A 25,456-nucleotide genomic window follows, 5' to 3' on the forward strand; every position below is an offset into this window, starting at 1 on the left:
GACCTGCCGGGCGGGCGCGACCGACGGACGCGCGCTCAGAGCCGGGTGATCCGGACGGCGTCGGCGACGACGTACCCCTGGGTGCTGGTCCAGCGGCTGACCCCGACCACCTGGCGGGTGCCCGCGGCGAGGTCGTAGGTGCCCAGCACCCGCCACTGCCCGCCGCCGCCGCGCTGGTCGACCCGGACGGTCACGGTCCCGTTCGCGGTCGCCACCAGGTAGGGAGTGGCGCTGTTGTAGCCGGGGTCGGCCGGGTACCAGACCTCGACCCGGTAGGAGCCGGCGGCGGGCAGCGTCGCGGTGAACCAGGCCGGGTCGCTGACCGCCTGCGGCTCGGCGAACCGGTAGTTGGCGCCGTACCGGGCCGGAAGGTACGACGACGTGCCCCAGCTGCCGGCGGCGGTGAAGCCACCGGCGGTGGCGTTGTCCACGATCACGCTGAACGTGCCGCCGCTGCCGCTGACCACCCGCGCGTTGCTGGCCGGGCTCTCGTGGTGCAGCCGGTCCAGCGCGGTCACCAGGTAGCGGTACGTCGAGCCGGCGCCCGCGGTCGCGTCGGTGAACGTCCCGGTGGTGCCCGCGGCGCGGACCGTGCCGAGCAGGTGCCGGGCGTCGGCCAGGTCGCAGGGGTCCACCGCGCCGTCGCCGGGCAGCCGGTACACGGCGTACGCGGCGGTGCTGCCGGTGGCGCCGCGCTGCCAGGTCAGGGTCACGCCGCCGGTGCCGCGTACCGCCGAGGTGAGGTTGGGTGCGGCGGGCGCCGCGCCGCCCACCCCGGCCGGCGCCAGCGCGGGCCGGCGGTAGTGGTCGCCGGCCACCCGGGTGACGGCGCCGATCCGGTCGGCGCGCACGTCCTTGGCGCTGAAGTGGATGTCGCCCACCACGCGCGGGTGGCTGCGGTTCAGGGTCAGGTGGTCGGTCAGCTCCGCCGGGTCCTGCCAGGCCGCGTCCTGCCCGGCCGCGCCGGCACGGTAGGTGGCCTGCCCGACGACCAGGTGCACGTCGGTGCCGGTCACCGTCTCGGACCACCAGCGGACCAGCTCCGCGTAGTCGGCCGCCGGGTGGCCGATGTGCCAGTAGATCTGCGGGGCGATGTAGTCGACCCAGCCCTGGCGCACCCAGCGGCGGGTGTCGGCGTAGATCGCGTCGTACGACTGGAGGCCGGTGGTGCGCGAGCCGAGCGGGTCGGTGCCGGCGTTGCGCCAGATGCCGAACGGGCTGATGCCGAACCTGACCCACGGCTTCGCCGCCCGGATCCGGGCGCCCATCTCCCGCACCAGCAGGTCGACGTTGTTGCGCCGCCAGTCGGCGATGCTGCTGAAGCCGCCGCCGTACTGGGCGAAGGTGGCCTGGTCGGGGAAGGTCACCCCGCTGACCGGGTACGGGTAGAAGTAGTCGTCCCAGTGCACGCCGTCGATGTCGTAGCGGCGGACCGCGTCCATCATCGCGTCCTGCACGAAGGCGCGGACGGCGGGGATGCCCGGGTTGTAGTAGAGGTGGCCGCCGTAGGCGACGGCCCACCCCGGGTTGGTGCGGGCCGGGTGGCTGGCCGTCAGCCTGCTCGGGTCGGTGTGGTTGGCCACCCGGTACGGGTTGAACCAGGCGTGGAACTCCAGGTTGCGGGCGTGCGCCTCGGCCACCATGAAGGCCAGCGGGTCGTAGCCGGGGTTGCCGCCCTGGGTGCCGGTGAGCCACTGCGACCACGGCTCGTACGTCGACGGCCAGAACGCGTCGGCGGCGGGGCGGATCTGCACGACGACGGCGTTCATCCGCCGCTGCTGGGCCAGGTCGAGCCAGGACCGGTACTCCGCCTGCTGGGCGGCCGGGGTGAGCCCGGTGCGGCTGGGCCAGTCGATGTTGGCCACGCTGGCGATCCACATGGCGCGCAGCTGTCGTTTCGGGGTGGCCGGGTCGGTCACGCAGGCCGCCTCGGCGGCCACCGGCACGGCGTCCGGCGGGACGGACGGTGATCCGGGGGCGTCGGCCGCCGCGGCGGCGCCGAGCGTCAGCGCCACCGCCAGCACCGACCCGGAGAGAAATCGACCAAAGTCTCTGCGCATGAAGGAGATCTTCGATGCCGTCAGAGCTTTGCGCAAGTATCCTTCACCGGCCCGCGCGACACCCGACGGCGAGGATCCGCGCACCCGACACCAGCCGCACCGTCGTCACCAGGGCGTGATCCGCGCCTACTCGGGCTCCGCCACGAATACGCCCTGCCCCTGCTGCCCGTAGACCAGGTTCCGCGCGTGCAGCTCCTTGACGGCTCGGTACGCCGTCGAGCGGGCGACGTTGTAGATCTCCCCGATCTCGGAAACCGATGGCAACTGGTGACCGGGTGGATACTCGCCGGATTTGATCTTCTGCTCGATGTCGTCAGCAACGCGGCGGTAGTGCGGTGGCCTGGTCGGCATGATCGGCTCTCCTGGACTACAGCAGCGAATCGACCAGAGCCTCTACCCATGAGGGATCTTCGATGCGGCCGGAGGCTCGCGCAAGTGTCCTTAACGCTCCGCGACCCAGAGTCCACGACCCTGTAGTCCGACGACCAGGCCCCGAGTCTGGAGGACGATGATTGCTCTCTGGACCGTGGTCACGCTGACCTCGTAGAGATCCGCAAGCTCCTTGTAGGTCGGCAATCGTTCACCGGGGGCATACTCGCCACTCTTGATGCGGGCCGTGAGGTCTTCGGCGACCTCGCGGTATCCGCCGGTCGGTATGGGCATGTGGAGGTTCCTTCGTTCGGCACCTTCCATCGGATCACGCCGTCTACCCAGCTTCAAGACCAACGGTGCCCTAGGTACTAAAGGTCTCTAAGGCTGCTCCTGTGGCGAGGCTCCTTCGTTCGGCAAACGGTGGGCCGCGTCACCAAGCCGCCCAAGGGAGACACGACGCACCGCCCCTGCCTCCCTTGGGCGCGCCTACTCGCAACCCATCCGGAAGGTGCCGACCATGCCGATCGACGAGCCGGCGTCACGGGCGACGGAGTTGTTCACGGCGAAGCGGATCCTCGACGCGCACTGGACCCGGGCGCTCGACAACCCGTGGCGCGGCGGTCGCTGCCTGGAGTGCCGGGATCGGCACACCTGCCCCCAGCTGGACTGGGCGTTGGAACTCGTGGCGGATGTCGCCTCGGTGGTCTTCCAGCGGCGGTGACCGTCGCGCAGCCGGCATCGGCGCCCCGCGTGGCCGGGGATCAGACCAGGCCCGCCTCGCGCAGCAGCTTCCACAGCCCGGCGCCGTCCGGCGCGGAGAGCCACTTCTGCCCCACCGGCCCCTGGGACGAGGGCCCGGCCGGAGCCGGCAGGGTGCCGGCCAGCACCGCCTGGGTCGGCGACAGCCGGCGGATCGCCACCCCGGCCACGTTCTCCGGGTGGGCGACCACGAACTCGCGGTAGATCTCCTGGTCGTGCTGGCCGTCGTCGCCGACCAGCAGCCACCGCACGTCGGGGAACTCCTTGGCCAGCCGGGCCAGGGTGACCCGCTTGTGCTCGCGGCCGCTGCGGAACCAGCGGTCGGCCGTCGGACCCCAGTCGGTGAGCAGCAGCGGCCCGGCCGGGTAGAGGTGCCGGGACAGGAACCGGGTCAGCGTCGGCGCGACGTTCCACGCGCCGGTGGAGAGGTAGAAGACCGGCGCTCCCGGATGCGCGGTGACCAGCCGCTCGTAGAGCACCGCCATGCCGGGCACCGCGGTGCGGGCGTGCTCGTCCAGGACGAACGTGTTCCACGCGGCGAGCAGCGGGCGGGGCAGCGCGGTCACCATGACCGTGTCGTCGATGTCGGAGACGACACCGAACCGGACCTCCGGGTCGAGGATGCGGACCGGCGCCTCCACCGGCTCGGCCTCCGGCATGCTCAGCCGCACCGACCCCCAGCCGGGCGGCAGGTCGGCCGCCACCACCGTGTCGATGAAGCCGCTGCGGTCGGCCTGCGCCTCGTGCCGCACCCCGCCCGCCTCGATGGTCACCGTCACGTGCTTGGCGGGCAGGGTGGTGAAGCTGCGCCACCCCCGCACCTTCTCCAGCCGGGCCCGCTGGCGGGTGTCCGGCCGGCCCAGCAGCACCCGGCACATCACCCGCACCCAACCGGGCGCGCCGTAGCCGGTGTACGCGATGATGTTGGTCCGCCAGCCGGTGCGCCGCAGCCGGCGCTCGACCAGCTGGTGGACGGCGTCCTCGATCCGCGCGGCCCGGTGCAGGTGCGGTACGGCCAGCTGGCCGGCGGGAGTGGGTGGCACGGTGCAACCCTGCCACAGCCCGGCCACGCCGGCCACGCGAGACGACCGCGCGGGACGGCCCCGCCGGCCACGCATGATCCACTCCGGTTGCCGTACATGGGGGTATTCCAGCGCCACGGATACCGTGATATCGCGTACATCGTGTGGATCAACCGCAGACCGCGCCGACTCCGCCGATCCGCCCCGCCCGTCCGGCCGTACGTGAAACACTCCGGTCGGGACGACGACGGGGGCGTTGGTCGTGTCGCAACCAGTACGCAACCGGGGGCGTTGGCGCCCGCAGCTCGACCGGCCGGCGCTCGTCGCGCTGCTGTTCGGCCTGGTCGGGGTGGGCTACCGGCTGGTCCTGACACTCCAGACGGTGCCCGTCTCCAACAGCGACGAGGCGACCTTCGGGCTGGCCGCGCTGCACATCGCCGAGGGCCGCGAGTTGCCCGTCTTCCTCTACGGCCAGCGCTACATGGGGATGCTGGAGTCGTACCTGGCCGCGCCGCTGGTGGCGCTGGCCGGCCCGAGCTGGCCGGTGCTGCGGCTTCCGCTACTGGTGCTCTACGCGCTCTTCCTCTGGCTGATCCACCGGCTGACCCGCCGGATCGGCTCGCCGTGGTTCGCCACCCTCGTCGTCGGCCTGCTGGCACTCGGCTCGGAACGGGTGATCCGGGACCAGATCACCGTGGTCGGCGGCCGGCCCGAGGTGAAGGTGGCGGTGCTGCTGATGCTGCTGATCGTGGTGGGGCTGGCGCAGCGCACCCTGCGCCACCGGCGGCTGGCCGTCGGGCTGTTCGGCCTGCTCGCCGGGGTGGCCGTGTGGTCGGACTGGCTGATCGCGCCGTACCTGGCGGTCGCCGGGCTGGCCCTGCTCTGGGTGCTGCGGCGCGAGCTGATCGGCGGGGCCGGCGCGCTGTTGCTGGTCGGCTTCGGGCTCGGCGTGGCGCCGATGATCCGGGACAACCTCGTCGCCCCGCCCGGGGAGGACTCGGTGTCGGTGTTCCGCGAGATCAGCGCCGGCACCGGGGCCGTCCCGGCGTGGCCCGAGCGGCTGCGCGGCGGGCTGCTGGAGGGGGTGCCGCTGGCCGGCGGGCTCTGCCCGGTCGACGGCTGCGCCCGCTGGCAGGAGTGGTTCGGCCTGCTCTACCCGGTGCTGCTGCTGGTCGCCGCGGCGGTGGCGGTGGTCGCGTACCGCCGTGGTGGCCCGCCGGGCCGGCGGGTCGGCCCGGTGGTGCACCTCGCGCTGGTCGTCGGCGCCGCCGCCACCCTGGCGTCGTACCTGCGCAGCCCGCAGGCCGCCACCGACCCGCTGGGCAACGCGCGTTACCTGTCGGTGCTCCAGCTGTCGCTGCCGGCGGTGCTCTGGCCGCTCTGGCTGGCGGCGGTGGCCTGCTGGCGGGGCACGGTCGGGGTGGCCGGCCGGCTGACCGGTGCGCTCGCCACCGCCGTGCTGGCCGCGCTGGCCGCCACCACGCTCGTGGTCACCGTGCTCTTCGCCGCCGCCGGCACGGCGGCCTCCCGGACCGAGGAGCGGCAGGCCCGCGAGCTGGCCGCCGCGGTGCGCGGCAGCGGCCTGCGCGAGGTGTACGGGGACTACTGGACCTGCAACCGGCTGGTCTTCAACACCGCGGAGGAAGTGGTCTGCGCGGTGCTCGACGACTACCTCACCCCGGGGCAGAACCGGGTGCCGGCGTACTGGGACCGGGTGGGGCGGGCCGACCGGCCGGGTTACGTGGTCGAGGCCGGCTCGACGCTGGAGCGGCGGCTGCGCCGGCTGCTCGGCGACGGGGCCGACGCCGCGCCGGTCGCCGACGTCGGCGGGTATCGCGTGTACCACCCGGCGGAGCCGGTGCGGCCGTGGCGGTAGCCCCGCCCCGTACGCTGGCCGGGCCGGCCCGACCGCCGGGGAGATCGAGGAGTCACCGATGCTCGTCCTGCTGCCGCCCTCGGAGGGGAAGGCCGACGTTGGCGCCGGCCGCCGGCTGGACCTGACCCGGCTCTCGCTGCCGGAGCTGACCCCGGCCCGGGAGGAGGTGCTGGCGGCCCTCGTCGCCCTCGCCACCGGCGACCCGGAGGCGGCCCGGGCCGCGCTCGGGCTCAGCCCCGGGCAGGCCGGCGAGCTGCGGCGCAACGCCCGGCTGCGGGAGGCCGCCACCGCGCCCGCCGGCCGGATCTACACCGGGGTGCTCTACGAGGCGCTCGACCTGGCGTCGCTGCCCCCGGCGGCGCTGCGCGCGGCGCGCCGGTCGGTGCTGGTCAGCTCGGGGCTGTGGGGCGCGGTCCGGCTCACCGACCGGATCCCGCCCTACCGCTGCCCGATCGGGGTGAGGCTGCCCGGCGTCGGCGCGCTGGCCGCCCGGTGGCGGCGGGCGCTGGCGCCGGTCCTGGCGGAGGCGGCCGGCGACGGGCCGGTGCTCGACCTGCGCTCCGGCGCGTACGCGGCGACCTGGGCGCCGCGCGGCGCGCTGGCCGAGCACACGGTGACCGTCCGGGTGCTGCACGAGCGGGAGGTCGACGGGGTGCCCGTCCGGTCCGTGGTGAGCCACTTCAACAAGGCGACCAAGGGCCGGCTGGTCCGTGACCTGCTGCTCGCGGGCGCCCGGCCGCGTACCGCCGACGGGCTGGTGACGGCGCTGCGCGACCTGAAGTACCCGGTGCTGGAGCAGCCCACGGCCCCCGGACGGCCACGGGTGGTCGACGTGGTGGTCACCGAGCTGTAGGGCAGCCGCAAGATTTCCTCAAGGCTGGACCGGATCGGTACCGCCGGGGCGGCGCACGGGTAACGGTAAGGGGACCCGACGCCCCACGAGGAGCGCCCCGTTGGAACCGATCCTGCTCGACCGCCCCCGGCCGCCGGCGACGCCGCCGCCGCTGGACTGGCTGACCCTGGCCGACGCGTTCGAGGCCGCCTGCCTGCTGCGCTGCATGCCCCCACCGGCCGGCGCCGGGCACCGGCAGCCGCCCCCGCCGCACCGCAACGGCACGGTGGAGTTCAACCGGGAGGAGGCGGCCCAGCGGATGCGGCAACTGCTCACCCGGCTGGACGTTCCGGTGGAGCACGAGTTGGCCGTCGGCGGGCTGCGCCGCCGCTACGAACTGCACCGGCTCTCGGTGCCCCGGGAACACCGGCCGGCGTACGCCCGGCTGCTAGAGGCCGGCTGGCGGCAGGGCCGGCGGGAGCTGCTCGGCGGGCCGTTCCCCGGCGCCTCGATGCCGCGCCGGGTGTGGCGGCCGCGGCTGGCCGCGGCGGCCTGGCGGGCCGCCCTGCTGGCCGGTGGGCGGCACGTCCGCCGGCACATCCTCGGCGTGCGGCTGACCGACCGGGAACTCGCCGCCGTGCTGATCCGCGGCGCCGCCCTGCTGGAGGTCCCGGCGCTGCTCCGCCCCGGCACCGGCTGCTTCCTGGTCAGCGTCGCCGACGGCCCCGACCGCGAGCGCATCCTGCACAGCACCGCCCTCGGCCCGGCCGACCGGGCCAGCTGACCCCACCGGCGCTCCGGGCGCAGTCCGGGCTTGCGTGCCGTCGGCCGCAGGGCGCAGAGTGCAGCCCGTGAGTCGAATCCGGTCCCGCCGCGCCCGCCCGCGCCCCGGCCGACCGCGGGCGCTGCTGGCGCTGCTGCTGGTCGCGGCGCTGACCGGCCTCGCCGGCTGCCGGGACGCCCCCGCCACGCCGGTGCCGATCCGGATCGCCACCGGCAGCCCGACCGCTGTCTACCACGCCTTCGGGCAGTCGCTGGCCGCCATCCTCAACCGGGAACTGCCCGGCGTGCGGGCCAGCGTGGTGGTCACCGCCGCCTCCGCGGAGAACGTCCGGCTGGTCGGCACCGGCGAGGCCGAACTCGGCTTCACCCAGGCCGACGTGCTGCCGGCCGCACCCGCCGCGCACCCGTCGGTGCTGGCGGTGGCCCGGGTCTACGACGACCTGCTGCACCTGGTCACCACCGCCGGCGGCCCGGTGCGCACGCTGGCCGACCTGCGCGGCCGGCGGGTGTCGGTGGGCGCGGCCGGGTCCGGCACCGAGATCACCGCGAGCCGGCTGCTGGAGGTGGCGCGGCTGGGCGACGACGCGGTGCACCGGGAGCGGCTGGGCCTGGACGACTCGGTCGCCGCGCTGCGCGCCGGGCGGATCGACGCGTTCTTCTTCTCCGGCGGGCTGCCGGTGCGGGGCGTCGAGGAGCTGTCCGGCGCCACCGCCATCCGGATCGTCGACCTCGGCGACTGGACCGAGCCGCTGCGGCGCGGCAACCCGGAGGTGTACGTCTCGCGGGACATCCCCCGCTCCGTGTACGGCGTCGACCCGGTCACCACCGTGGCCAACCCGAACTTCCTGGTGGTCCGGGCCGACCTGCCCGAGTCGCTGGTGCGGGAGGTGACCCGGCTGCTGATGGAGCGCCGGGAGGAACTCGCCGCCGCGCATCCGGCGGCCGGGCGGATGAGCCCCCGCGCGGCGATCGCCACCGCCCCGCTCCCCCTGCACCCCGGCGCCGCCGGCTGGTACCGCGCCACCAAACCGTGACCGGGCCGGGTTGACCCGCTGCCGCCGGGCCGGCCCGGCCGGTGCGGCCCCCGGCGATCAGACGATCACGAGGCCCGACCCTCGACGGCCAGTGGGGTGGGGGTGGCGGGTTCGTCGGTGGGGGCGGGGAACCAGAGTCCGGCAATCAGGCCGCGGGGCTGGCCGCGACGCATGGTGAGCCGCCCGTCCGAGGCGTCGACCAGCACCGCGACGATGGTCAGGCCCAGCCCGGCGCCGTCGACGTTCTGCACCTCCGGCGCCCGCCAGAAGCGTTCGGTCGCCTGACCGAGCTGGCTGGCGGTCATGCCGGGGCCGGTGTCGCGCACCTCGAGCGCGATCCCGCCGTCCTGGCGCCGGACGGTCACCGTCACCTCGCCGCCGGCACCGCTGAACTTCACCGCGTTGTCGATCAGCGCGTCCAGGGCCTGGTCGATGGCGGTCGGCACGGTCCGCGCGTACGCGGGCGTGTCGGGGGCCACCAGCCGGAGGGTGACCGACCGGTGCCGGGCCAGCGGCTCCCAGGCGGCCATCCGGGCGGCCGCCACCGCCGCCGCGTCCACGGTCACCCGCTGGTTCTCCCGCCGCTCGGCGCGGGCCAGGGTGAGCAGCGCGTCCAGCACCAGGGCCAGCCGGTCGGTCTCCTCCAGGGCGAGCCGGTGCTCCGCGCACCCCTGCGGGTCGGTCAGGCTCGGCCCCAGCTCCTCCACCCGCAGCCGCAGCGCGGTGAGCGGGTTGCGCAGCTGGTGGCTGGCGTGCGCGACGAAGGCGCGTTGCCGGTCCATCACGTCCGACACCACGTCCGCCATGTGGTTGAAGCTGGTCGCCAGCCGGCGCAGCTCGGGCGGGCCCAGCCGGTGCTGCACCCGCGCGCCGCGGTCCCCCTCGGCGATCTCGTGGGTGACCGCGTCCAGCTCGGTGACCGGGCGCAGCACCCAGCCGGCCAGCCCGAACGCGGTCAGCACGCAGGCCAGCACGGCGAGCAGGCCGGTGCCGGCCAGCAGCAGCCACCAGGCGGTGACGGTACGGCGGACCGCGTCGGCCGGGGTGGCGATCACCACCGCGCCGAGCACCTCACCGCCGTCGTTGATCGGCACCGCCACCACGATCGGCCCGTCCACCCACGGCCAGACCGACTCCGGCCCGCTGGCCTGCTGGCCGGAGAGGGCGGTGTCCAGCGCCGCGCCGGTGCCCGGGGCGCCCTCCCAGCTCGCCGAGGCGACCACTGTGCGGCGGTCCCGGTCGACCACCGCCGCGCCGATCCCGTACAGCTCGTCGTAGCTGCGCAGCTCGTTGTCGATCGGGCCGGGCGTGCCGCCGCGCAGCGCCGGGCCGGCCAGCGAGGCGAACCGGGTCGCGTCGGCGAGCCGGTCGGCGCGGACCCGGTCGGTCTCCCGGGTGGCCAGGGTGGCTGCCAGCGGGGTCTCCAGCGCCATCAGGACCAGCACCATCAGCAGCAGGTAGCTGATCACCAGGCGGCGTCGCACCCGTCCCCCTTCACTCGCCGCGCAGCCGGTAGCCGACCCCGCGCACCGTCTCCACCAGGCGCGGGTCGCCCAGCTTGCCGCGCAGCGAGCCGACGTGCACCTCCACCGTGTGCCGGTCGGCCCAGGTGGTGCCCCAGGCGTCGAGCAGGATCCGGTCGCGGGGCACCGCCACCCCGGGCTGCCGGGCCAGCGAGAGCAGGATGTCGAACTCCTTGCGGGTGAGCGCCACCGCCCGGCCGGCCACGGTCACCGTACGGGCCGCCACGTCGATCCGGACCGGCCCGGACTCGATCAGGTTCCGCTCCGGCACGCTGTTCGCCGCCCGGCGCAGCACCGCCTCGATCCGGGCCTGCAACTCCACCATCGAGAACGGCTTGACCACGTAGTCGTCGGCGCCGAGCCGCAGGCCGAGCACCCGGTCCCGCTCCTCGCCCCGGGCGGTCACCGCGATGATGCCGAGCTGCGAGCTGCGCCGGCGCAGCTCCCGGCACAGGTCGGTGCCGTCGCCGTCGGGCAGGGTCAGGTCCAGCAGGACCAGGTCGCAGGGGGCGGCGGACAGCGCGGCGGCGACGGTCGCGGCGTGCTCGACCTCGTAGCCCCGCCGGGTGAGGGCGGACGAGAGCGCGGCGGCCACCCGGCGGTCGTCCTCGACCAGCAGGATGCGCAAGCGGTTCCCCCATTCGTCGGTCCGTCGACCCGAATGGTGGCAGAAGCCGGACCGGGGCGGGAGGGCCGGTCCGGTGGTACCGCGGCGATCCGACGCGCTAGAGGCCGAACGTGTCGTCGGCGACGGCGTCCCGGACCCCGTCCACGAAGCCCCGGAAGCCGGGATCGTCGTGGCTGGCCGGCACGCTGGTCACGTTCTCCCCGGTGGCCTGGGTGACCGCGTCGACCAGCGGCGGGAAGTCGATCTCGGCGTCGGCCAGGGTGTCGTCGTCGGCCTCACCGAGGTTGATCACGTGCTGCACGTCCTCGCTCGGGGTGTCCGGGTCGTCGGCCCACTCCCCGCCGGCCTGGTAACACTCGTCGTACAGCGCGCGCTGGCTGTCGGTCCAGTCGTCGTCGTAGCTCTGCATCGCCATCCCTCTCCGACCCGCTCCACCTGAGCATGCCGGGCCGGGGGCGACGGAAGGGCCGGTACCGGCGAAACCGGCCGTGCCGGGACGAGCCGCCCGCCGCCCGCCCGGACGCGTAGGCTCCCGATGTGATCTACAAGCTGCTGCCGACCACGGAGTGGGACGAGGCACTGGCCGCCGGCCACCTGGCGGGCACGGCCGTGGACCGGCAGGACGGCTTCGTCCACCTCTCGGCCGCCGACCAGGTGGTGGAGACCGCCCGCCGGCACTTCGCCGGGGCCACCGGGCTGACCCTGCTGACCGTCGACCCGGCCCGGCTGGGCGACGCGCTGCGGTGGGAGCCCTCCCGGGGCGGGCAGCTCTTCCCGCACCTGTACGGCCCGCTGCCGGTGGCCGCGGTGGTGGCCGCGCAGGCGCTGCCGGCGGACACCCCGGCCGCCGACGCGGTGGCCGCCCTGCTCGGCTGAACGGCCCACGGCTCCCGGCGTACCCCGGAGACGACAGCGCCCGGGACGACGCGGTCGTCCCGGGCGCGGCGGGGTCGGTGCGGCGCGCGCTCAGCGGCCGCAGAGCCGGGCGATCTCCTCCTGGAACCGGTCCATCGGGTTGGCCTCCGCGGGGCCGAGCAGGTAAGTCTTCAGCTCCCGGCGGGCCTCGGTCAACGGGTCGTCCCCGGCCCGGGTCAGCGAGACGATCTTCTCCAGCTCGCCGCAGTCGGCGGAGAGCAGGTACGCCGCGCGGGCGGTCGGGTACTCCCGGCGGAACTCGTCCTCCGGCAGCCCGCCCGGGTTGGCCACCACGTACGGCCGCTGGCTCTGCACGAAGTCGGAGACCACACTGGACACGTCGCTGATCAGCAGGTCGGTCTGGTTGAAGCAGTCGAACAGCGCCGGCGTGCGGCCGGTGACCACCAGGTGCCGGGTGCCGTCCAGCGAGGTCGCGTCGGGGTCGCCGCCGGCCGCCCGGATCCGCCCGACGATCCGGTCGTGCACCGCCTTGGCCTCCTTGGCCCGCGAGCCGGTCAGCGGGTGCGGCTTGTAGATCAGCCGGATCCGGGGCGAGACGGCGAGCAGCCCCTTGACGATCCGCTCACCCATCAGCACCAGCGAGGTGTGGTAGGGGTCGTCGTCGAGCCAGCCCTCCCAGGTGGGTGCGTAGAGGACGGTGAACGGCCGGTCCACCGCCTCGGCGCCGAAGGTGTGCACGCCGGCCAGCTGCGGGCGTCCGATCTCGACGATGTCGGAGTCCAGCACGCCCACCCCGGCCCGGGCGTACCGCTCCCGGCCGGCGAGCCCGGCGACCCAGACCTCGTCGTACACCTTGCTGTACGGGTTGACGCTGGCCGCCTTGTCGCTGTCGCCGTGGCCGACGAAGACGTGCTTCATGCCCGGCTCGCGGAGCATGTGGATGTTCGCGCCGACGTTGGCGGCGTAGAGCGCCGCGCGCACGCTGCCCAGTTCGAGGTTCATGAAGTCCACCCCGGCCGGTACGCAGATCACCGGCAGCCGGGTGTCGGCGAGGTCGAGGAAGGCCTCCTTGTTGCGCAGCAGCACCACCGCGCGCTGCTGGAGCGCCTCGGTCGGGGCCAGCCACATGTTGGCCTGGTAGACGTCCTTGGCCGGGCCGGCGAAGTAGAGCGCCACCTCGGGGCGGTAGGTGTCCAGCCAGCGCTGCACCGCGGGCAGCAGCGGGCTCTGCCCGCTGCCCCGGCCGCGCAGCCAGGTCAGCGCGACGATCGCGCCGACCACCCCGGTCACCGCGACCGCCACCGCGGCGGTGACCAGGAACGGGGTCACGTCGTCGGACACCGCGGCGACCACCGCGGCGGGAACGAGCAGCACGTTGACCACCGGCATCCGGTCACCGGCGATGGCGGACGCCCAGGCCGGCGGCTCGGGAGCCGAGCGGAGCGGACCCAGCTCGATGTTGCGCACCAGCGCCGACTGCGGGTTGCGCCGCTCGATCATGGTGACCAGCGCGCCGGAGAAGACCGCGACCACCCAGACCGCGGCGGGCAGCACGAGCAGCAGGCTGAGCTCGATCCCGGTCAGCGCCACCTCGGCGGCCACCAGCAGCACGGCCGCCAGGTCCCGGGTCAGCTGCCGGTAGCCGCGGTTCAGCCCGACCTTCTCCAGCAGCACGTCGGAGGCGGGTGACCAGCGCATCAGGGCGAACTCCCCGAGCACCGCGACCAGCCCGGCGACGGCGAACAAGCCGATCCAGCCGAGGGCGCCCGCAGCGAGCATGACCAGGTAGGACAGCACCAGCAGCGCGCCGCGGGCGGCGACTCCGATCCGTCCTGTCAACGTGCCGAACAACGAGTACGCTCCCTACGAAGATCGATGACGGGCCGGGCCCATGTCGTGCTCTCCCCCCGCGGCGGGCCGTCAGCGCGTGCTGCGACCTTAACGCGAACGGACAGCCGGGCGTCGCTCGGGTATCCGGTACCTTTCGGTCAAACCAGCATCCGGCCGCCCGCGCCGCACCGCGGGGCCCGTTCCCACGGCGTCGTCGCGGACGGCCGGCGGGTCGGTCAGCCGCGCCGGTAGCAGGTCACCGCGCCGGGCGCCGGGCGCTCGGCGAACTGTTCGAAGCCGAGCCGCGGCGCCATCTGGCGGGCGTAGCTGTTGCCGTTGTAGACACAGATGGTGCCGACGCCGAGCCGGTCGATGGCCGCGGCCACCTCCGCCTCCGACGGGGTGATGGCGCCGTCGGCGAACTTGGCGAGCAGCAGCCGGTCCTTGGCGAAGTCGGAGTTCAGGTCGTACTCCACCAGGTAGAAGTCGCGGGGCAGGACCACCCGGACCCGGCTGGTGACGATCAGCGAGGTCCGCATGATCACCGACGGGGCGAGGACGAGGCCGTCCGGCCGGTCCAGGTCCTTGATCCAGAAGGCGATCCCCTGCCGCTGCTGCGGCAGCTTCCAGGTGGGCCGGTCGTGCACGGTGACCCAGCTCTCCTTCGACCACATCGGGGTGGCGAAGACCGCGAACGAGGCGACCATGGCCGCCGCGACGCCGACGCCGACCACCCGGCGCAGGGCCGGCATCCGCACGGGGACGTTCACCGTGCAGAGCAACCCGACCAGCGTGGGCAGCGCCAGCAGCCAGGGCACCCGCCAGAGCACCACCGAGATGCCACTGAGGTCGCTGAGCAGCTCCAGCACGCCGGGAACGAGCAGCACGCTGAGCGTCAGGGTGCCGCCGGCGGCGAGCAGCGCCGGGGTGCGCCGGCGGGCCAGCAGCGGGCCGCACCACAGCGCCAGCCCGCAGATCACCCCGACCACGCCGATCATCAGCGTCCGCCGGTAGGTGTACTCGGCGTCGAAGAACGCGTCGTCCGCGCCGGTGGCGGCCGCCATGTCGAGGACCAGCTGGGAGACCACCACCGAGCCCACCGGGTACGCCACCGCCGCCGCGCCGGCCAGCAGCGCGTCCTTCCAGCGGCCGACCAGCAGCATGGCGAACGCCGCCGCGCCGACCAGCATCGGCAGGATGATGGCGGCGGTGGTGGTGAGCCCGGTCGCGGTCACCGAGAGCGCGACGATGAGCAGCAGGCCCCAGCGCGAGCGGTTGTCGAACCAGTTGGTCAGGTAGAGCCACATCAGCGGGATGACCGCCGAGACGAACATCCCCTTGCCCTCGTAGAGCCGGGGCAGGTGGAAGGTGCCGAGCGCGGCGTCGCTGCCGGCCACCAGGTAGAGGAAGGCGACGGCCACGCTGAACGCGAGCAGCGGCCGGCGCGGGGCCCAGCGGTGCACCAGGCGCCAGAGGGCCAGGATGGCGAGCACCGCGAGCACCGGCAGCAGCACGTACCAGGTGGCGGAGGCGCCGTGGATGCCGAAGACCCGGCCGAGCGCCCCGGCGAACACCTCGATGGACGCGATCGGCGGCTGGGAACCCATCGGCGGCGCGACGTTCTCGGTGAACAGGAAGTCGTTGAGCGGGATGATGTCCCGCTCGGCCACCCACACCGACTTGCCGACGTAGTAGACGTCGTCCGGGGTGTTGCGGGCGATGAAGAACGAGGAGATGGCGACCAGCAGCGAGACGACCAGCGCGTACCCGGACTGGACGGCGGTCGGGACCGGCGCGGCCGACGCGGTCGCCGGCGAGCCGAGCCACATCCGGCGGATCAGCAGCATCCCGCCGACCGCCGCGACCGCCCCGGCGCTGGCCGGGACCCACCAGGACATCCCGTCGCCGGCCGTGGTGTTGGCCAGGCCGGCGGTGACCGCGGCCACCGCCGCCGCGGCCAGCACCACGACCAGCCAGCGGCGGGGGTACCCGGCCGTGTCCGGCTCGGCGGCCGTCGGCGCGGCGGGCGCCGCGGGGTCGGCCACGGGCGCCGACCGGTGCCGCCGCGCGGCCCGCAGCACCGCCGCCCCGGCCAGCACCACGCAGCTGACCAGCCAGATCGTGAAGGTCACCGACGGGGCCAGGCTGAACAGGAACGCCGCGTGGTAGAGCACCGTCCAGAGCGCGAACGCCAGCACGCCGGCGTCGGTGAGGACGGCGGGTGCGGCGGCGATCAGGGACCGGAGCCGGCCGGGTTCCGCCGGGGCCGGGGTCGCGGCGGCGCCGGAGCGCGGCGGGGCGACGGCGACGTGGTCGACTTTCGACACGGGGGGTCCTTGTCGTTGTACGGGCACGGTGTGGGCGATGAAACGGGACGGCGGGGCCGGCGGGGCCCGTCGGTGACCCGATTGGCAAGCAGAGTAGCCGGACCGCCCGGGCGCCGGTGTACGGCGCGGGTGGCACCGGCGGGTCGGCAGGTCAGCCGGTGACCGGTGCCTCCCGTTGCCGGGGCAGCGGCCCGTCGGCGCCCAGCCCGACCGCCACCGACTCGACCAGCGTGTCGAGGTAGCCGGCGGTGAGCGGGGTGCGGGCGATGGCGAGCCGCCAGTAGAGCGGGCCGACGATGAGGTCCACCGCCGCCTCCGGGTCGGTGTCGGCGGGCAGCTCGCCGCGCTGCACGGCGCGGCCGATCAGCCGGCCGCCGATCTCCTGCTGCCGGGCGCGCAGCACCCGCTGCAGGGTCTCGTCGATGGTCGGGTTGCGGGCCGCCTCGGCCAGCAGGTCGGGAATGATCTGCGAGGCCAGTGGGTGCCGCAGCGCGTGCGCCACCACCTGGAAGAGCAGTTCGAGGTCGCCGCGCAGGGTCCCGGTGTCCAGCGCCGGCAGCTTGCCGCCGGCCGCGGCGGAGACGATCTCCAGCACGAGTTCCAGTTTCGAGCTCCACCGCCGGTAGATCGCGGTCTTGCTCACCCCGGCGCGGCGGGCCACCGCCTCGATGGAGAGCCGGCCGTAGCCGACCGCCGCGAGCTCCTGCATCAGTGCCCGGCGGATGGCCGTGGTGATGTCGTCCCGGAGCACGGCCGCGCCGGCCGGCGTGCGCCGCTTCTCGGTCGTCACCTGGGACTCTTCTCGGCTGTCACGTGGAACAATGTAGCGCAACGACGGTACGGTTGCGTCCCGACGTGTTTTGAACTACGGTCCACGCAGCGACGGGGGCGGCGCTCCACGCACTGGCCACGCTAGATTCCATCGTCGCGCGCATCCCCGTTGACCCGAAAGATCGGAGCGCCCATCCCATGGCCGACACGGCGCTGGCCGACCCCGACGCCGGCCTCACCCAGGCGCAGCTCGCCGCCCGGTACGGGCTGCGGGTCGCCGGCGAACGCCCCTCGCTGGCCGAGTACAGCCGGCGGCTCTGGCACTACCGGCACTTCATCTCCGCGTACGCGAACGCCAAGCTGGTCGCGTCGTTCAGCAATGCCAAGCTGGGGCAGCTGTGGCAGGTGCTCACCCCGCTGACCAACGCGGCGGTCTACTACCTGATCTTCGGCCTGGTGCTGGAGCAGCGGGAGATCCCGAACTTCATCGCGTACCTCTGCACCGGCCTGTTCATCTTCAACTTCACCCAGACGGCGGTGCAGAACGGCACCCAGTCGATCACCGGCAACCTGGGCCTGATCCGGGCGCTGCACTTCCCGCGGGCCTGCCTGCCGCTCGCGGTCACCGTGACCCAGTTCCAGCAGCTGCTCGGGGCGATGGTGGTGCTGATCGCGATCGTGCTGGTCACCGGCGAGCCGATCACGCTGGCCTGGCTGGTGCTGGTGCCGGCGATCCTGCTCCAGACGATCTTCAACGCCGGGCTCACCATGGCGGTGGCCCGCCTCGGCGCGAAGGTGGCCGACCTGAAGCAGGTCATGCCGTTCCTGCTGCGCGCCTGGATGTACGGCTCCGGGGTGCTCTACAGCGTCACGCTCTTCGAGGAGAACCTGCCCGGCTGGGCCACCCGGCTGGTGGAGCTGAACCCGATGCTGGTCTACATCGAGCTGGGCCGGGTCGCCCTGCTGGAGGACGCCCCGCTGCTCAACTCCTCCCTGTCGCAGCTCTGGCTGGTGGCGGTGGGCTGGGCGATCGTGATGGGCGCCGGGGGTTTCCTCTACTTCTGGCGCGGCGAACAGGAGTACGGCCGTGGTTGAGCACTTCGAGACGTCCAACGACGTGACGGTCACCCTGCCCCGGATCCGGGAGCGGATCCCGACGGTGGTGGTCGACGACGCGCACGTGATCTACCGGGTGCACAAGGGCGCCGGTGGCGGCGGCGGGCCGGTGGGCGCGCTGAAGCGGATCGTGACCCGCACCTCCGCGCCGAACATCCGCGAGGTGCACGCGGTCAAGGGGGTCAGCTTCACCGCGTACCGGGGCGAGGCGATCGGGCTGATCGGCAGCAACGGCTCGGGCAAGTCGACGATCCTGCGGGCGATCGCCGGCCTGCTGCCGGTGAACCGCGGCGCGATCTACACCCAGGGCCAGCCGTCGCTGCTGGGCGTGAACGCCGCCCTCTTCAACGACCTCGCCGGCGAGCGCAACGTCGTGCTGGGCTGCCTGGCGATGGGGATGCACCCGGCCGAGGTGCAGCGACAGACCCCGGAGATCATCGAGTTCTCCGGGATCAACCAGCGCGGCGACTTCGCCTCGCTGCCGATGCGCACCTACTCCTCCGGCATGGCCGCCCGGCTGCGCTTCTCCATCGCCGCGGCGAAGAAGCACGACGTGCTGCTCATCGACGAGGCGCTGGCCACCGGCGACAAGGGCTTCCGCAAGCGCAGCGAGCAGCGGGTGCGGGAGCTGCGGGAGAGCGCCGGCACGGTGTTCCTGGTCAGCCACCAGCTCTCCTCCGTCCGCGACACGTGCGAACGGACAATCTGGCTGGAATCGGGCGTCCTGCGGATGGACGGCCCGACCGACGAGGTGGTCCGGGCCTACGAGGCGTTCGCCAACGGCAAGTAGGCCGAGCCATCGACCCGCCTACGCGCGGGCCGCGTCGTCGCGTTGGGGCGGCGCGGCCGGCGCGTTAAGGTTCATCCCGTCGCCGCGCCGGCGGAACCTTCTGTTCACGTACCCCTGAGAGTGAGGATCGGCAATGACGCAGGACCACACCACTGGCCCGGACGCCGCGCCGCAGACCCCGGCGCCGTGGCGGCCCTCGCGGACGGTGGCGGTGGTCCTGGCGGGTGGCACCGGGACCCGGCTGGGCCTCGGCATCCCGAAGCAGTTGCTGAAGATCGCCGGCAAGCCGATCATCGAGCACACCCTGGCGGTCTTCGAGGCGGCCCCGGAGATCGACGAGATCATCGTGCTGATGGCCGCCGGCCACGTCGCCGAGGCCCAGCAGATCGTCGAGAAGGCCGGCTTCCGCAAGGTCAGCAAGGTGATCGAGGGCGGTGACACGCGCAACGCCACCACCCGGATCGCGCTGGACGCGGTCGGCCCGGACGACTGCAATATCCTCTTCCACGACGCGGTCCGGCCCCTGGTCAGCGGCCGGATCGTGCGGGAGTGCGTGAACGCGCTCTGGACGTACTCGGCGGTCGACGTGGCCATCCCGTCGGCCGACACGATCATCCAGGTCGACGAGAACGACTGCATCACCGACATCCCGGTACGGTCGTCGCTGCGCCGGGGGCAGACCCCCCAGGCGTTCCGCTCCGGCACCATCCGGGAGGCGTACCGGCGCGCCGAGGGCGACCCGAACTTCGCCGCCACCGACGACTGCGGCGTGGTGCTGCGCTACCTGCCGGGCACGCCGATCAAGGTGATCGACGGCTCGGACGAGAACATCAAGGTCACCCACCCGGTCGACGTGCACCTGGCGGACAAGCTCTTCCAGCTCGCCGCCGCCCAGGCGCCCCGGCTGACCGACCACCGCAGCTACACCGAGGAGCTGACCGGCCGGACGATCGTGGTGTTCGGCGGCAGCTACGGCATCGGGCACGACCTGACCGAGCTGGCCCGCCGCTACGGCGCCCAGGTCTTCCCGTTCAGCCGCTCCAGCACCGGCACCCACGTCGAGCGCGCCGCCGACGTCGAGGCGGCGCTGAAGACCGCCTTCGAGGCCACCGGACGGATCGACCACGTGGTGGTCACCGCCGGCATCCTGGAGAAGGGCGCCCTCGTCGAGATGGACGAGGAGACCATGGACCGGGTGCTCCAGGTCAACTTCGTCGGGCCGGTCATCGCCGCCCGGCAGGCGCTGCCCTACCTCCAGCAGACCAAGGGCCAGCTGCTGCTCTACACCTCCAGCTCCTACACCCGGGGCCGGGCCCAGTACGCGCTCTACTCGTCCACCAAGGCGGCGCTGGTCAACCTCACCCAGGCGCTGTCCGACGAGTGGGCCGAGTTCGGCGTCCGGGTCAACTGCATCAACCCGGAGCGGACCGCCACCCCGATGCGCACCAAGGCGTTCGGCGAGGAGCCGGAGCACACCCTGCTCGCCGCCGAGACCGTGGCCCGGGCGTCGCTGGACGTGCTGATCTCCGACCTCACCGGCCAGGTGATCGACGTCCGCCGGGCGCCGGGCGAGGTGCCCAGCCAGCCGACGCCGGCGCAGGCCGAGCAGGCGGCGGGCGCCGCGGTCGGCGGCTGAGCCGGGCCCGGCGACGGCGGGAGGCGCAGCCGAGATGCGTGGTGACCTGGTTCGGAAACTGGTCGCCCGGGGCCTGACCACCGGGCTGGCCGTGCTGGCGTTCCTGGTGGTGGCGCTGACCGGCGCCACCGGCTGGGGGCTCGGCCTGGCGGTGGCCGCGCTGGCCGCGGCGGCGTGGGAGCGGCGGGTCCGCCCGGGCGCCGACAGCGTGCCGGAGACCGTGCTGGTCGCGGCCGGCATCCTGGTCGGCTACGCCCGGCGGCTCGACGCCGGGTTCGATCCGGTGCTGGCCGCCACCGCGCTCGTCCTGCTGGGTCTGGTGCTGCTCGTCGGGCCGCTGCGCGACGCCGGCAACCTGGAGATCCGGGCCGCCAACCTGCCCGTGCGTGGCTGGACGCCGCTGGTCGCCGCACAGTTGGGCAGCGCCCTGCTCGGGCTGCTCGCGGTGGTGGCGCTGGCGGCCGCGTTCGCGCTGCCCGCCGCCGTCGCGCTGGTCGCCAGCCTGCTGGTCGGCGCGAGCGCCGGCGCGGTCGGCCTCGACCTGGCCCGGCGGCGGTTCCGGCCGCCGGCCGGCGGGTCGGCGGTGACCCGGGCGCTGCGCCGGCACCAGCCCGAGTTCCTGCTGCACTTCTCCGCGCCGCCCGGCTCCGAGTACCAGGTCACCATGTGGCTGCCGTACCTGGAGCGGATCGGCCGGCCGTTCCTGGTGATGGTGCGCGAGCCGGAGTTCCTGCGCACGATCGCGGCGGCCACCACCGCCCCGGTGGTCTACTGCCCCACGCTGAAGGCGATGGACGAGGCGCTGGTGCCGAGCCTGCGGGTGGCTTTCTACGTCAACCACGGCGCGAAGAACAGCCACTGCATCCGGTTCACCCAGCTCACCCACGTGCAACTGCACCACGGCGACAGCGACAAGGCGCCCAGCGCCAACCCGGTCTCGGCGATCTTCGACCGGATCTTCGTGGCCGGCGAGGCCGCCATCGACCGGTACGCGCGGGCCGGGGTGGAGATCCCGGCCGAGAAGTTCGAGGTGGTCGGCCGGCCGCAGGTGGAGGCGATCGAGGTCCGCCCGGAGCCGGTCCGCGGCCTGACGCAGCCGACCGTGCTCTACACGCCGACCTGGACCGGGCACCACGCGGACGCCAACTACTGCTCGCTGCCGGTGGCGGAGACGCTGCTGCGCCGGCTGCTGGCGCGCGGCGCCACGGTGATCCTGCGGGCCCACCCGTACACCGCGCAGAACCCGGCCTCGGCCCGCCAGCTGGGCCGGCTCACCGAACTGCTGGCCGCCGACCGGGCGAAGACCGGCCGGCAGCACGTCTTCGGCGCCGCCGCCCGCGAGCTGACCCTGACCGAGTGTGTGAACCGCTCGGACGCGCTGGTCTCCGACGTGTCCGGGGTGATCTCCGACTACCTCTACTCGGGCAAGCCGTACGCGGTGACCGACATGGGCGGCGACGGCGACCGGTTCACCGAGCGCTTCCCGCTGGCCGGCTCCGGCTACGTGCTGCGCCGGGACATGTCCAACGTCGACGAGGTGCTCACCGCGCTGCTCGACACCGACCCGCTGGCCCCGGACCGGTGGGCCACCCGGCGCCGCTATCTGGGCGACTTCCCGGCCGAGTCGTACGCGGAGGCGTTCCTGGCCGCCGCCCGGCGGGAACTCGACCGGGGCGGCCGGCCGCCGGCGCCCCGGACCGGCGGGCTGCCGGTCGAACCGGAGACCGTCGCCCCTGCCACCTGACCGGTCCTTCGCGGCGGTCGGCTCGACGGCCGACGTGCGGAACCCGCCACACCCGGCCGGCCCCGCCGGCCCGGACGCGGCGCGCGGTGACCGGGATGAGGGCCACCACGGCGCGGTGGCGGGTCAAATCGGACAACAAGGGCGTATCCTACGCCGAGTCCCGCTACCCGAGTCCTGCGAGTTGACATGGCTGACACCGCGCTCTCCCCGGTCTTCGTCCACCCCACCGCCGACGTCGAGGAGGGCGCCTACGTCGGGGACGGCACCAAGGTCTGGCACCTGGCGCACATCCGGTCCTCCGCCCGGGTCGGCGCCGGCTGCGTCATCGGCCGCAACGTGTACGTCGACGCCGGGGTGACCGTCGGCGACCTGGTGAAGATCCAGAACAACGTCTCCGTCTACCGGGGCGTCACGCTGGAGGACGAGGTCTTCGTCGGCCCGTGCGTGGTCTTCACCAACGACCTGCGACCCCGCGCGCAGAACCCGGACTGGACGATCACGCCGACCCTGGTCCGCCGGGGCGCCTCGATCGGCGCCAACGCCACCCTGGTCTGCGGCATCGAGGTGGGCGCGTACGCGATGGTCGCGGCCGGCTCGGTGGTGACCCGGGACGTGCCGCCGTACCAACTCGTGGCCGGGAACCCGGCCCGCCCGCTGGGCTGGGTGGACGCGAGGGGCGAGGTGGTCTCCCGCGACCCGGGCACCCGCCCCGCCGGCCTCGACGAGGGCTGACCGGACGAGCCACGCCGGCCCCGGGGCACGCTCCCGGTAGCCGTTCCGCGGCGCCCCCGCCCACGGGCGTCGGCCCGGCGGTCAGGCGCCGATCACGATCCGCCGGACGCCGGTCCAGCGCGCCGGGTCGGTGACCCGGCGACCGTCCACCAGCACCCGCACCGAGGGCAGGTCGGCGGGGGTCAGCGACCGGTACTCCGGGTGGTCGGCCTGGATCACCGCGGCGGTGACGGCCTGGTCGGCGTACGCCGGCAGCCCCAGCGCGGTCAGCTCGGCGGCCGTGTACATCGGGTCGCAGACGTACGGCCGGGCACCCCGGGCGCGCAGCGCGTCGACGGTCGGGAAGACGCCGGAGAAGGCGGTCTCCTTCACCCCGCCCCGGTAGGTGGCGCCGAGGACCAGCACCTCCACCCCGGTCAGGTCGCCGTACGCGGTGGCGAGCAGGTCGACGGCGTACTGCGGCATCTGCGCGTTGGCCTCCCGGGCCGCGCGGACCACGCTCGCGGCCGGGTCGTTCCACAGGTACATCCGGGGGTAGACCGGGATGCAGTGCCCGCCGACCGCGATGCCGGGCTGGTGGATGTGGCTGTACGGCTGGGTGTTGCAGGCCTCGATCACGGTGGTGACGTCGACCCCGACGGTGGCGGCGAACCGGGCGAACTGGTTGGCCAGCCCGATGTTCACGTCCCGGTAGGTGGTCTCGGCCAGCTTCGCCAGCTCCGCCGCCTCGGCCGAGCCGAGGTCCCACACCCCGTTGGCCCGGGGCAGGTCCGGCCGGGGGTCGAACTGGAGCACCGACTCGTAGAACGCCACGCCCCGCGCTGTCGACGCCCGGTCCACCCCGCCGACCAGCTTCGGGTAGCGGCGCAGGTCGGCGAAGACCCGGCCGGTGAGCACCCGCTCGGGGCTGAACACCAGGTGGAAGTCCTCGCCCACGGTCAGCCCGCTGCCCCGCTCCAGCATCGGGGCGAAGCGGTGCCGGGTGGTGCCCACCGGCAGCGTGGTCTCGTAGCTGACCAGGGTGCCCGGCCGGAGCCCGGCCGCCACCGCCCGGGTCGCGTCGTCCATCCACCCGAAGTCCGGCATCCCCCGGCCGTCCACGACGAGCGGCACCACCAGGACCACCGCCTCACAGCGGGCGACGGCCGCCGCGGTGTCGGTGGTCGCCGACAACATCCCGGCCGCCACCACCTCCTTCAGCCGGACGTCCAGGTCGGCCTCGCCCGGGAACGGGACCGCCCCGTCGTTGACCAGCCCGACGACCCGCTCGGAGACGTCGGCGCCGATCACCCGGTGCCCGCTCGTCGCGAACTGCACGGCGAGCGGCAGCCCGATCTTCCCGAGGGCGACGACACAGATGTTCATGGCTCTTCTTTCTTCGTCATGGAAACGGGGTCGCCGACGGAGCCGGTCGACCCGGTGACACAGGCGCTACCGCGATAACGAGCAAGCCCTGTCGTTGGTGCCGCCGTTCGAGCTACTCAAAACCGACATGCCCGACACAGCGTGTTCGCCGGCCCAGCACCGATCCGGGACTTATGGTCAGAGGCCGGAACCGGTCCCCGGCGCAGTCGTCGCACCGCACGCGGGCACCGGTTTCCCGCCACCACCCGTGTCACCCGTCCGCAGGAGCCCATCCGGTGAAAGTCATCAGCGTTGTAGGAGCCCGCCCCCAACTGGTCAAGCTGGCGGCGATGGCGGCGGCCTTCGTCGACACCCGACACGAGCACGTCATCGTGCACACCGGACAGCACTACGACGTCAACCTCTCCGACGTCTTCTTCCACGGGCTCGGCATCCCTGCTCCCGATGTGCACCTGGGCATCGGTTCGGGTAGCCACGGCGTACAGACCGGCGGGGTGCTCGCCGCGATCGACCCCGTCCTGGCCGAGCACCGGCCCGACTGGGTGCTGGTCTACGGGGACACCAACTCCACCCTGGCCGGCGCCGTCTCCGCGGTGAAGCAGCACATTCCGGTGGCGCACCTCGAGGCCGGACTGCGCTCCTTCAACCGCCGGATGCCCGAGGAACACAACCGGGTGCTCACCGACCACGCGGCCGATCTGCTGCTCGCCCCGACCGCTGAGGCCATGCGGCACCTCGCCCGGGAAGGGTTGGCCGACCGCGCCGTACTCAGCGGGGATGTGATGGTGGACGTCTGCCTGCGGGTCCGCGACGCGGTGCTGGCCGGCCAACACCCCCGCCCCGCACTGCCGCACGGCATCGATCCGGACCAGCCGTACCTGCTGGCCACCCTGCACCGACCGGACAACACCGACGACCCCGACCGGCTGTCGGCGCTGCTGGCCGCACTCGCCGACCTGCCGCTGCCGGTGGCGCTGCTGGCGCACCCGCGGCTGGTGGACCGGGCCGAGAAGCACGGCCTGAAGCTCGACCAGGGTGCGGTGCGGGCCGGCCAGCCGCTCGGCTACGCGGGTCTGGTGGCCGCGGTGCTCGGATCGGCCGGGGTGGTCACCGACTCCGGCGGCCTCCAGAAGGAGGCGTTCCTGCTCGGCCGTGCCTGCACCACCCTGCGGCCGGAGACGGAGTGGGTGGAGACTCTCGACGGTGACTGGAACCAGCTCGTTCCGGACCCCGATGCGCTGGGCCGGCGGGCGTGGGCCGAGACGGCCGCCCGACCGACACCGCGGGGCGAGCGGGGCGCTCCCTACGGCGATGGCCGGGCGGCCGAACGCGTACTGCGGATCCTGGCGGAGCGACTCGGCTGATCCGCGCTGCGCCCGT

23 protein-coding genes are annotated in these 25,456 nt (G+C 73.9%); 12 read left to right on the forward strand and 11 right to left on the reverse strand.

Annotated elements, in window-relative coordinates; translation table 11 throughout:
- Nucleotides 1–35 precede the first annotated feature (35 nt).
- From SM577_RS26335 to SM577_RS26345, 3 genes are all read right to left on the reverse strand, one after another.
- Nucleotides 36–2,060: a family 10 glycosylhydrolase gene (locus SM577_RS26335; RefSeq protein ID WP_474588222.1), complete on the reverse strand. Its 2,025-nt coding sequence runs from the start codon at nucleotides 2,058–2,060 to the stop codon at nucleotides 36–38.
- A gap of 126 nt (nucleotides 2,061–2,186) precedes the next feature.
- Nucleotides 2,187–2,411, reverse strand: coding sequence for a GntR family transcriptional regulator (locus SM577_RS26340; RefSeq protein WP_302922855.1), 225 nt, complete (start codon nucleotides 2,409–2,411; stop codon nucleotides 2,187–2,189).
- Nucleotides 2,412–2,501: 90 nt separating this feature from the next.
- Nucleotides 2,502–2,723: a winged helix-turn-helix domain-containing protein gene (locus tag SM577_RS26345; protein ID WP_474581792.1), complete on the reverse strand. Its 222-nt coding sequence runs from the start codon at nucleotides 2,721–2,723 to the stop codon at nucleotides 2,502–2,504.
- A gap of 226 nt (nucleotides 2,724–2,949) precedes the next feature.
- Between SM577_RS26345 and SM577_RS26350 the strand changes: the two genes are divergently transcribed.
- A complete protein-coding gene (locus SM577_RS26350) occupies nucleotides 2,950–3,153 on the forward strand; it encodes a hypothetical protein (protein ID WP_474588223.1) in 204 nt (67 codons plus the stop codon).
- Nucleotides 3,154–3,193: 40 nt separating this feature from the next.
- Here the strand turns inward: SM577_RS26350 and SM577_RS26355 are convergent, their stop codons facing one another.
- The gene (locus SM577_RS26355; protein ID WP_474581791.1) at nucleotides 3,194–4,234 is read right to left on the reverse strand and encodes an App1 family protein; all 1,041 of its coding nucleotides are present in this window, start codon (nucleotides 4,232–4,234) and stop codon (nucleotides 3,194–3,196) included.
- Nucleotides 4,235–4,475: 241 nt separating this feature from the next.
- On the opposite strand from SM577_RS26355, the gene SM577_RS26360 reads away from it, so the two are divergent.
- From SM577_RS26360 to SM577_RS26375, 4 genes are all read left to right on the forward strand, one after another.
- Nucleotides 4,476–6,089 carry a hypothetical protein gene (locus SM577_RS26360; protein ID WP_474588224.1) on the forward strand — a complete coding sequence of 538 codons (1,614 nt, stop codon included), beginning with the start codon at nucleotides 4,476–4,478 and terminating at the stop codon, nucleotides 6,087–6,089.
- Between the two features lie 58 nt (nucleotides 6,090–6,147).
- Nucleotides 6,148–6,942: a peroxide stress protein YaaA gene (yaaA, locus tag SM577_RS26365; protein WP_474588225.1), complete on the forward strand. Its 795-nt coding sequence runs from the start codon at nucleotides 6,148–6,150 to the stop codon at nucleotides 6,940–6,942.
- Nucleotides 6,943–7,042: 100 nt separating this feature from the next.
- Nucleotides 7,043–7,705, forward strand: coding sequence for a hypothetical protein (locus SM577_RS26370; RefSeq protein ID WP_474581788.1), 663 nt, complete (start codon nucleotides 7,043–7,045; stop codon nucleotides 7,703–7,705).
- Nucleotides 7,706–7,781: 76 nt separating this feature from the next.
- Nucleotides 7,782–8,738, forward strand: coding sequence for a TAXI family TRAP transporter solute-binding subunit (locus SM577_RS26375; protein WP_474581831.1), 957 nt, complete (start codon nucleotides 7,782–7,784; stop codon nucleotides 8,736–8,738).
- Between the two features lie 65 nt (nucleotides 8,739–8,803).
- Here SM577_RS26375 and SM577_RS26380 read toward each other — a convergent pair whose 3' ends face one another.
- The 3 genes from SM577_RS26380 to SM577_RS26390 all read right to left on the reverse strand — a co-directional run bounded on the left by SM577_RS26380 (nucleotide 8,804) and on the right by SM577_RS26390 (nucleotide 11,298).
- The gene (locus tag SM577_RS26380; RefSeq protein WP_302922848.1) at nucleotides 8,804–10,222 is read right to left on the reverse strand and encodes a sensor histidine kinase; all 1,419 of its coding nucleotides are present in this window, start codon (nucleotides 10,220–10,222) and stop codon (nucleotides 8,804–8,806) included.
- Between the two features lie 10 nt (nucleotides 10,223–10,232).
- Nucleotides 10,233–10,889, reverse strand: coding sequence for a response regulator transcription factor (locus SM577_RS26385; RefSeq protein WP_302922847.1), 657 nt, complete (start codon nucleotides 10,887–10,889; stop codon nucleotides 10,233–10,235).
- A 97-nt stretch (nucleotides 10,890–10,986) separates the two neighbouring features.
- Nucleotides 10,987–11,298, reverse strand: coding sequence for a hypothetical protein (locus SM577_RS26390; RefSeq protein WP_302922846.1), 312 nt, complete (start codon nucleotides 11,296–11,298; stop codon nucleotides 10,987–10,989).
- A gap of 128 nt (nucleotides 11,299–11,426) precedes the next feature.
- Between SM577_RS26390 and SM577_RS26395 the strand changes: the two genes are divergently transcribed.
- Nucleotides 11,427–11,765, forward strand: coding sequence for a DUF952 domain-containing protein (locus tag SM577_RS26395; RefSeq protein WP_302922845.1), 339 nt, complete (start codon nucleotides 11,427–11,429; stop codon nucleotides 11,763–11,765).
- Nucleotides 11,766–11,855: 90 nt separating this feature from the next.
- Here the strand turns inward: SM577_RS26395 and SM577_RS26400 are convergent, their stop codons facing one another.
- From SM577_RS26400 to SM577_RS26410, 3 genes are all read right to left on the reverse strand, one after another.
- Nucleotides 11,856–13,616 (reverse strand): CDP-glycerol glycerophosphotransferase family protein, encoded by a 1,761-nt coding sequence (locus SM577_RS26400; RefSeq protein WP_302922844.1) that lies wholly within the window; start codon nucleotides 13,614–13,616, stop codon nucleotides 11,856–11,858.
- A gap of 215 nt (nucleotides 13,617–13,831) precedes the next feature.
- Nucleotides 13,832–15,922: a DUF6077 domain-containing protein gene (locus SM577_RS26405; RefSeq protein ID WP_474588226.1), complete on the reverse strand. Its 2,091-nt coding sequence runs from the start codon at nucleotides 15,920–15,922 to the stop codon at nucleotides 13,832–13,834.
- Nucleotides 15,923–16,073: 151 nt separating this feature from the next.
- The gene (locus SM577_RS26410; RefSeq protein ID WP_302922842.1) at nucleotides 16,074–16,712 is read right to left on the reverse strand and encodes a TetR/AcrR family transcriptional regulator; all 639 of its coding nucleotides are present in this window, start codon (nucleotides 16,710–16,712) and stop codon (nucleotides 16,074–16,076) included.
- 179 nt (nucleotides 16,713–16,891) lie between these two features.
- Here SM577_RS26410 and SM577_RS26415 point away from each other — a divergent pair, with 179 nt between their 5' ends.
- The 5 genes from SM577_RS26415 (at nucleotide 16,892) to SM577_RS26435 (ending at nucleotide 22,711) form a co-directional block, all read left to right on the forward strand.
- Entirely contained in the window at nucleotides 16,892–17,788 is an 897-nt protein-coding gene (locus SM577_RS26415; protein ID WP_302922841.1) for an ABC transporter permease, read from the forward strand.
- Nucleotides 17,781–18,599: an ABC transporter ATP-binding protein gene (locus SM577_RS26420; RefSeq protein WP_302922840.1), complete on the forward strand. Its 819-nt coding sequence runs from the start codon at nucleotides 17,781–17,783 to the stop codon at nucleotides 18,597–18,599. Before SM577_RS26415 ends, SM577_RS26420 begins: the two co-directional genes overlap by 8 nt.
- A 133-nt stretch (nucleotides 18,600–18,732) precedes the next feature.
- Nucleotides 18,733–20,235: a bifunctional cytidylyltransferase/SDR family oxidoreductase gene (locus tag SM577_RS26425; RefSeq protein WP_302922839.1), complete on the forward strand. Its 1,503-nt coding sequence runs from the start codon at nucleotides 18,733–18,735 to the stop codon at nucleotides 20,233–20,235.
- Between the two features lie 34 nt (nucleotides 20,236–20,269).
- Nucleotides 20,270–21,979 carry a CDP-glycerol glycerophosphotransferase family protein gene (locus SM577_RS26430; protein ID WP_302922838.1) on the forward strand — a complete coding sequence of 570 codons (1,710 nt, stop codon included), beginning with the start codon at nucleotides 20,270–20,272 and terminating at the stop codon, nucleotides 21,977–21,979.
- Between the two features lie 186 nt (nucleotides 21,980–22,165).
- A complete protein-coding gene (locus SM577_RS26435; RefSeq protein WP_474588227.1) occupies nucleotides 22,166–22,711 on the forward strand; it encodes an acyltransferase in 546 nt (181 codons plus the stop codon).
- An 81-nt stretch (nucleotides 22,712–22,792) separates the two neighbouring features.
- Here the strand turns inward: SM577_RS26435 and SM577_RS26440 are convergent, their stop codons facing one another.
- Nucleotides 22,793–24,076, reverse strand: a complete 1,284-nt coding sequence (locus SM577_RS26440; protein WP_474588228.1) for a nucleotide sugar dehydrogenase — start codon at nucleotides 24,074–24,076, stop codon at nucleotides 22,793–22,795.
- Between the two features lie 275 nt (nucleotides 24,077–24,351).
- Here SM577_RS26440 and wecB point away from each other — a divergent pair, with 275 nt between their 5' ends.
- Nucleotides 24,352–25,440: a non-hydrolyzing UDP-N-acetylglucosamine 2-epimerase gene (gene wecB, locus SM577_RS26445; RefSeq protein ID WP_474588229.1), complete on the forward strand. Its 1,089-nt coding sequence runs from the start codon at nucleotides 24,352–24,354 to the stop codon at nucleotides 25,438–25,440.
- The last annotated feature ends 16 nt before the right edge of the window (nucleotides 25,441–25,456 follow it).

This window comes from Micromonospora desertarenae (assembly GCF_056150265.1).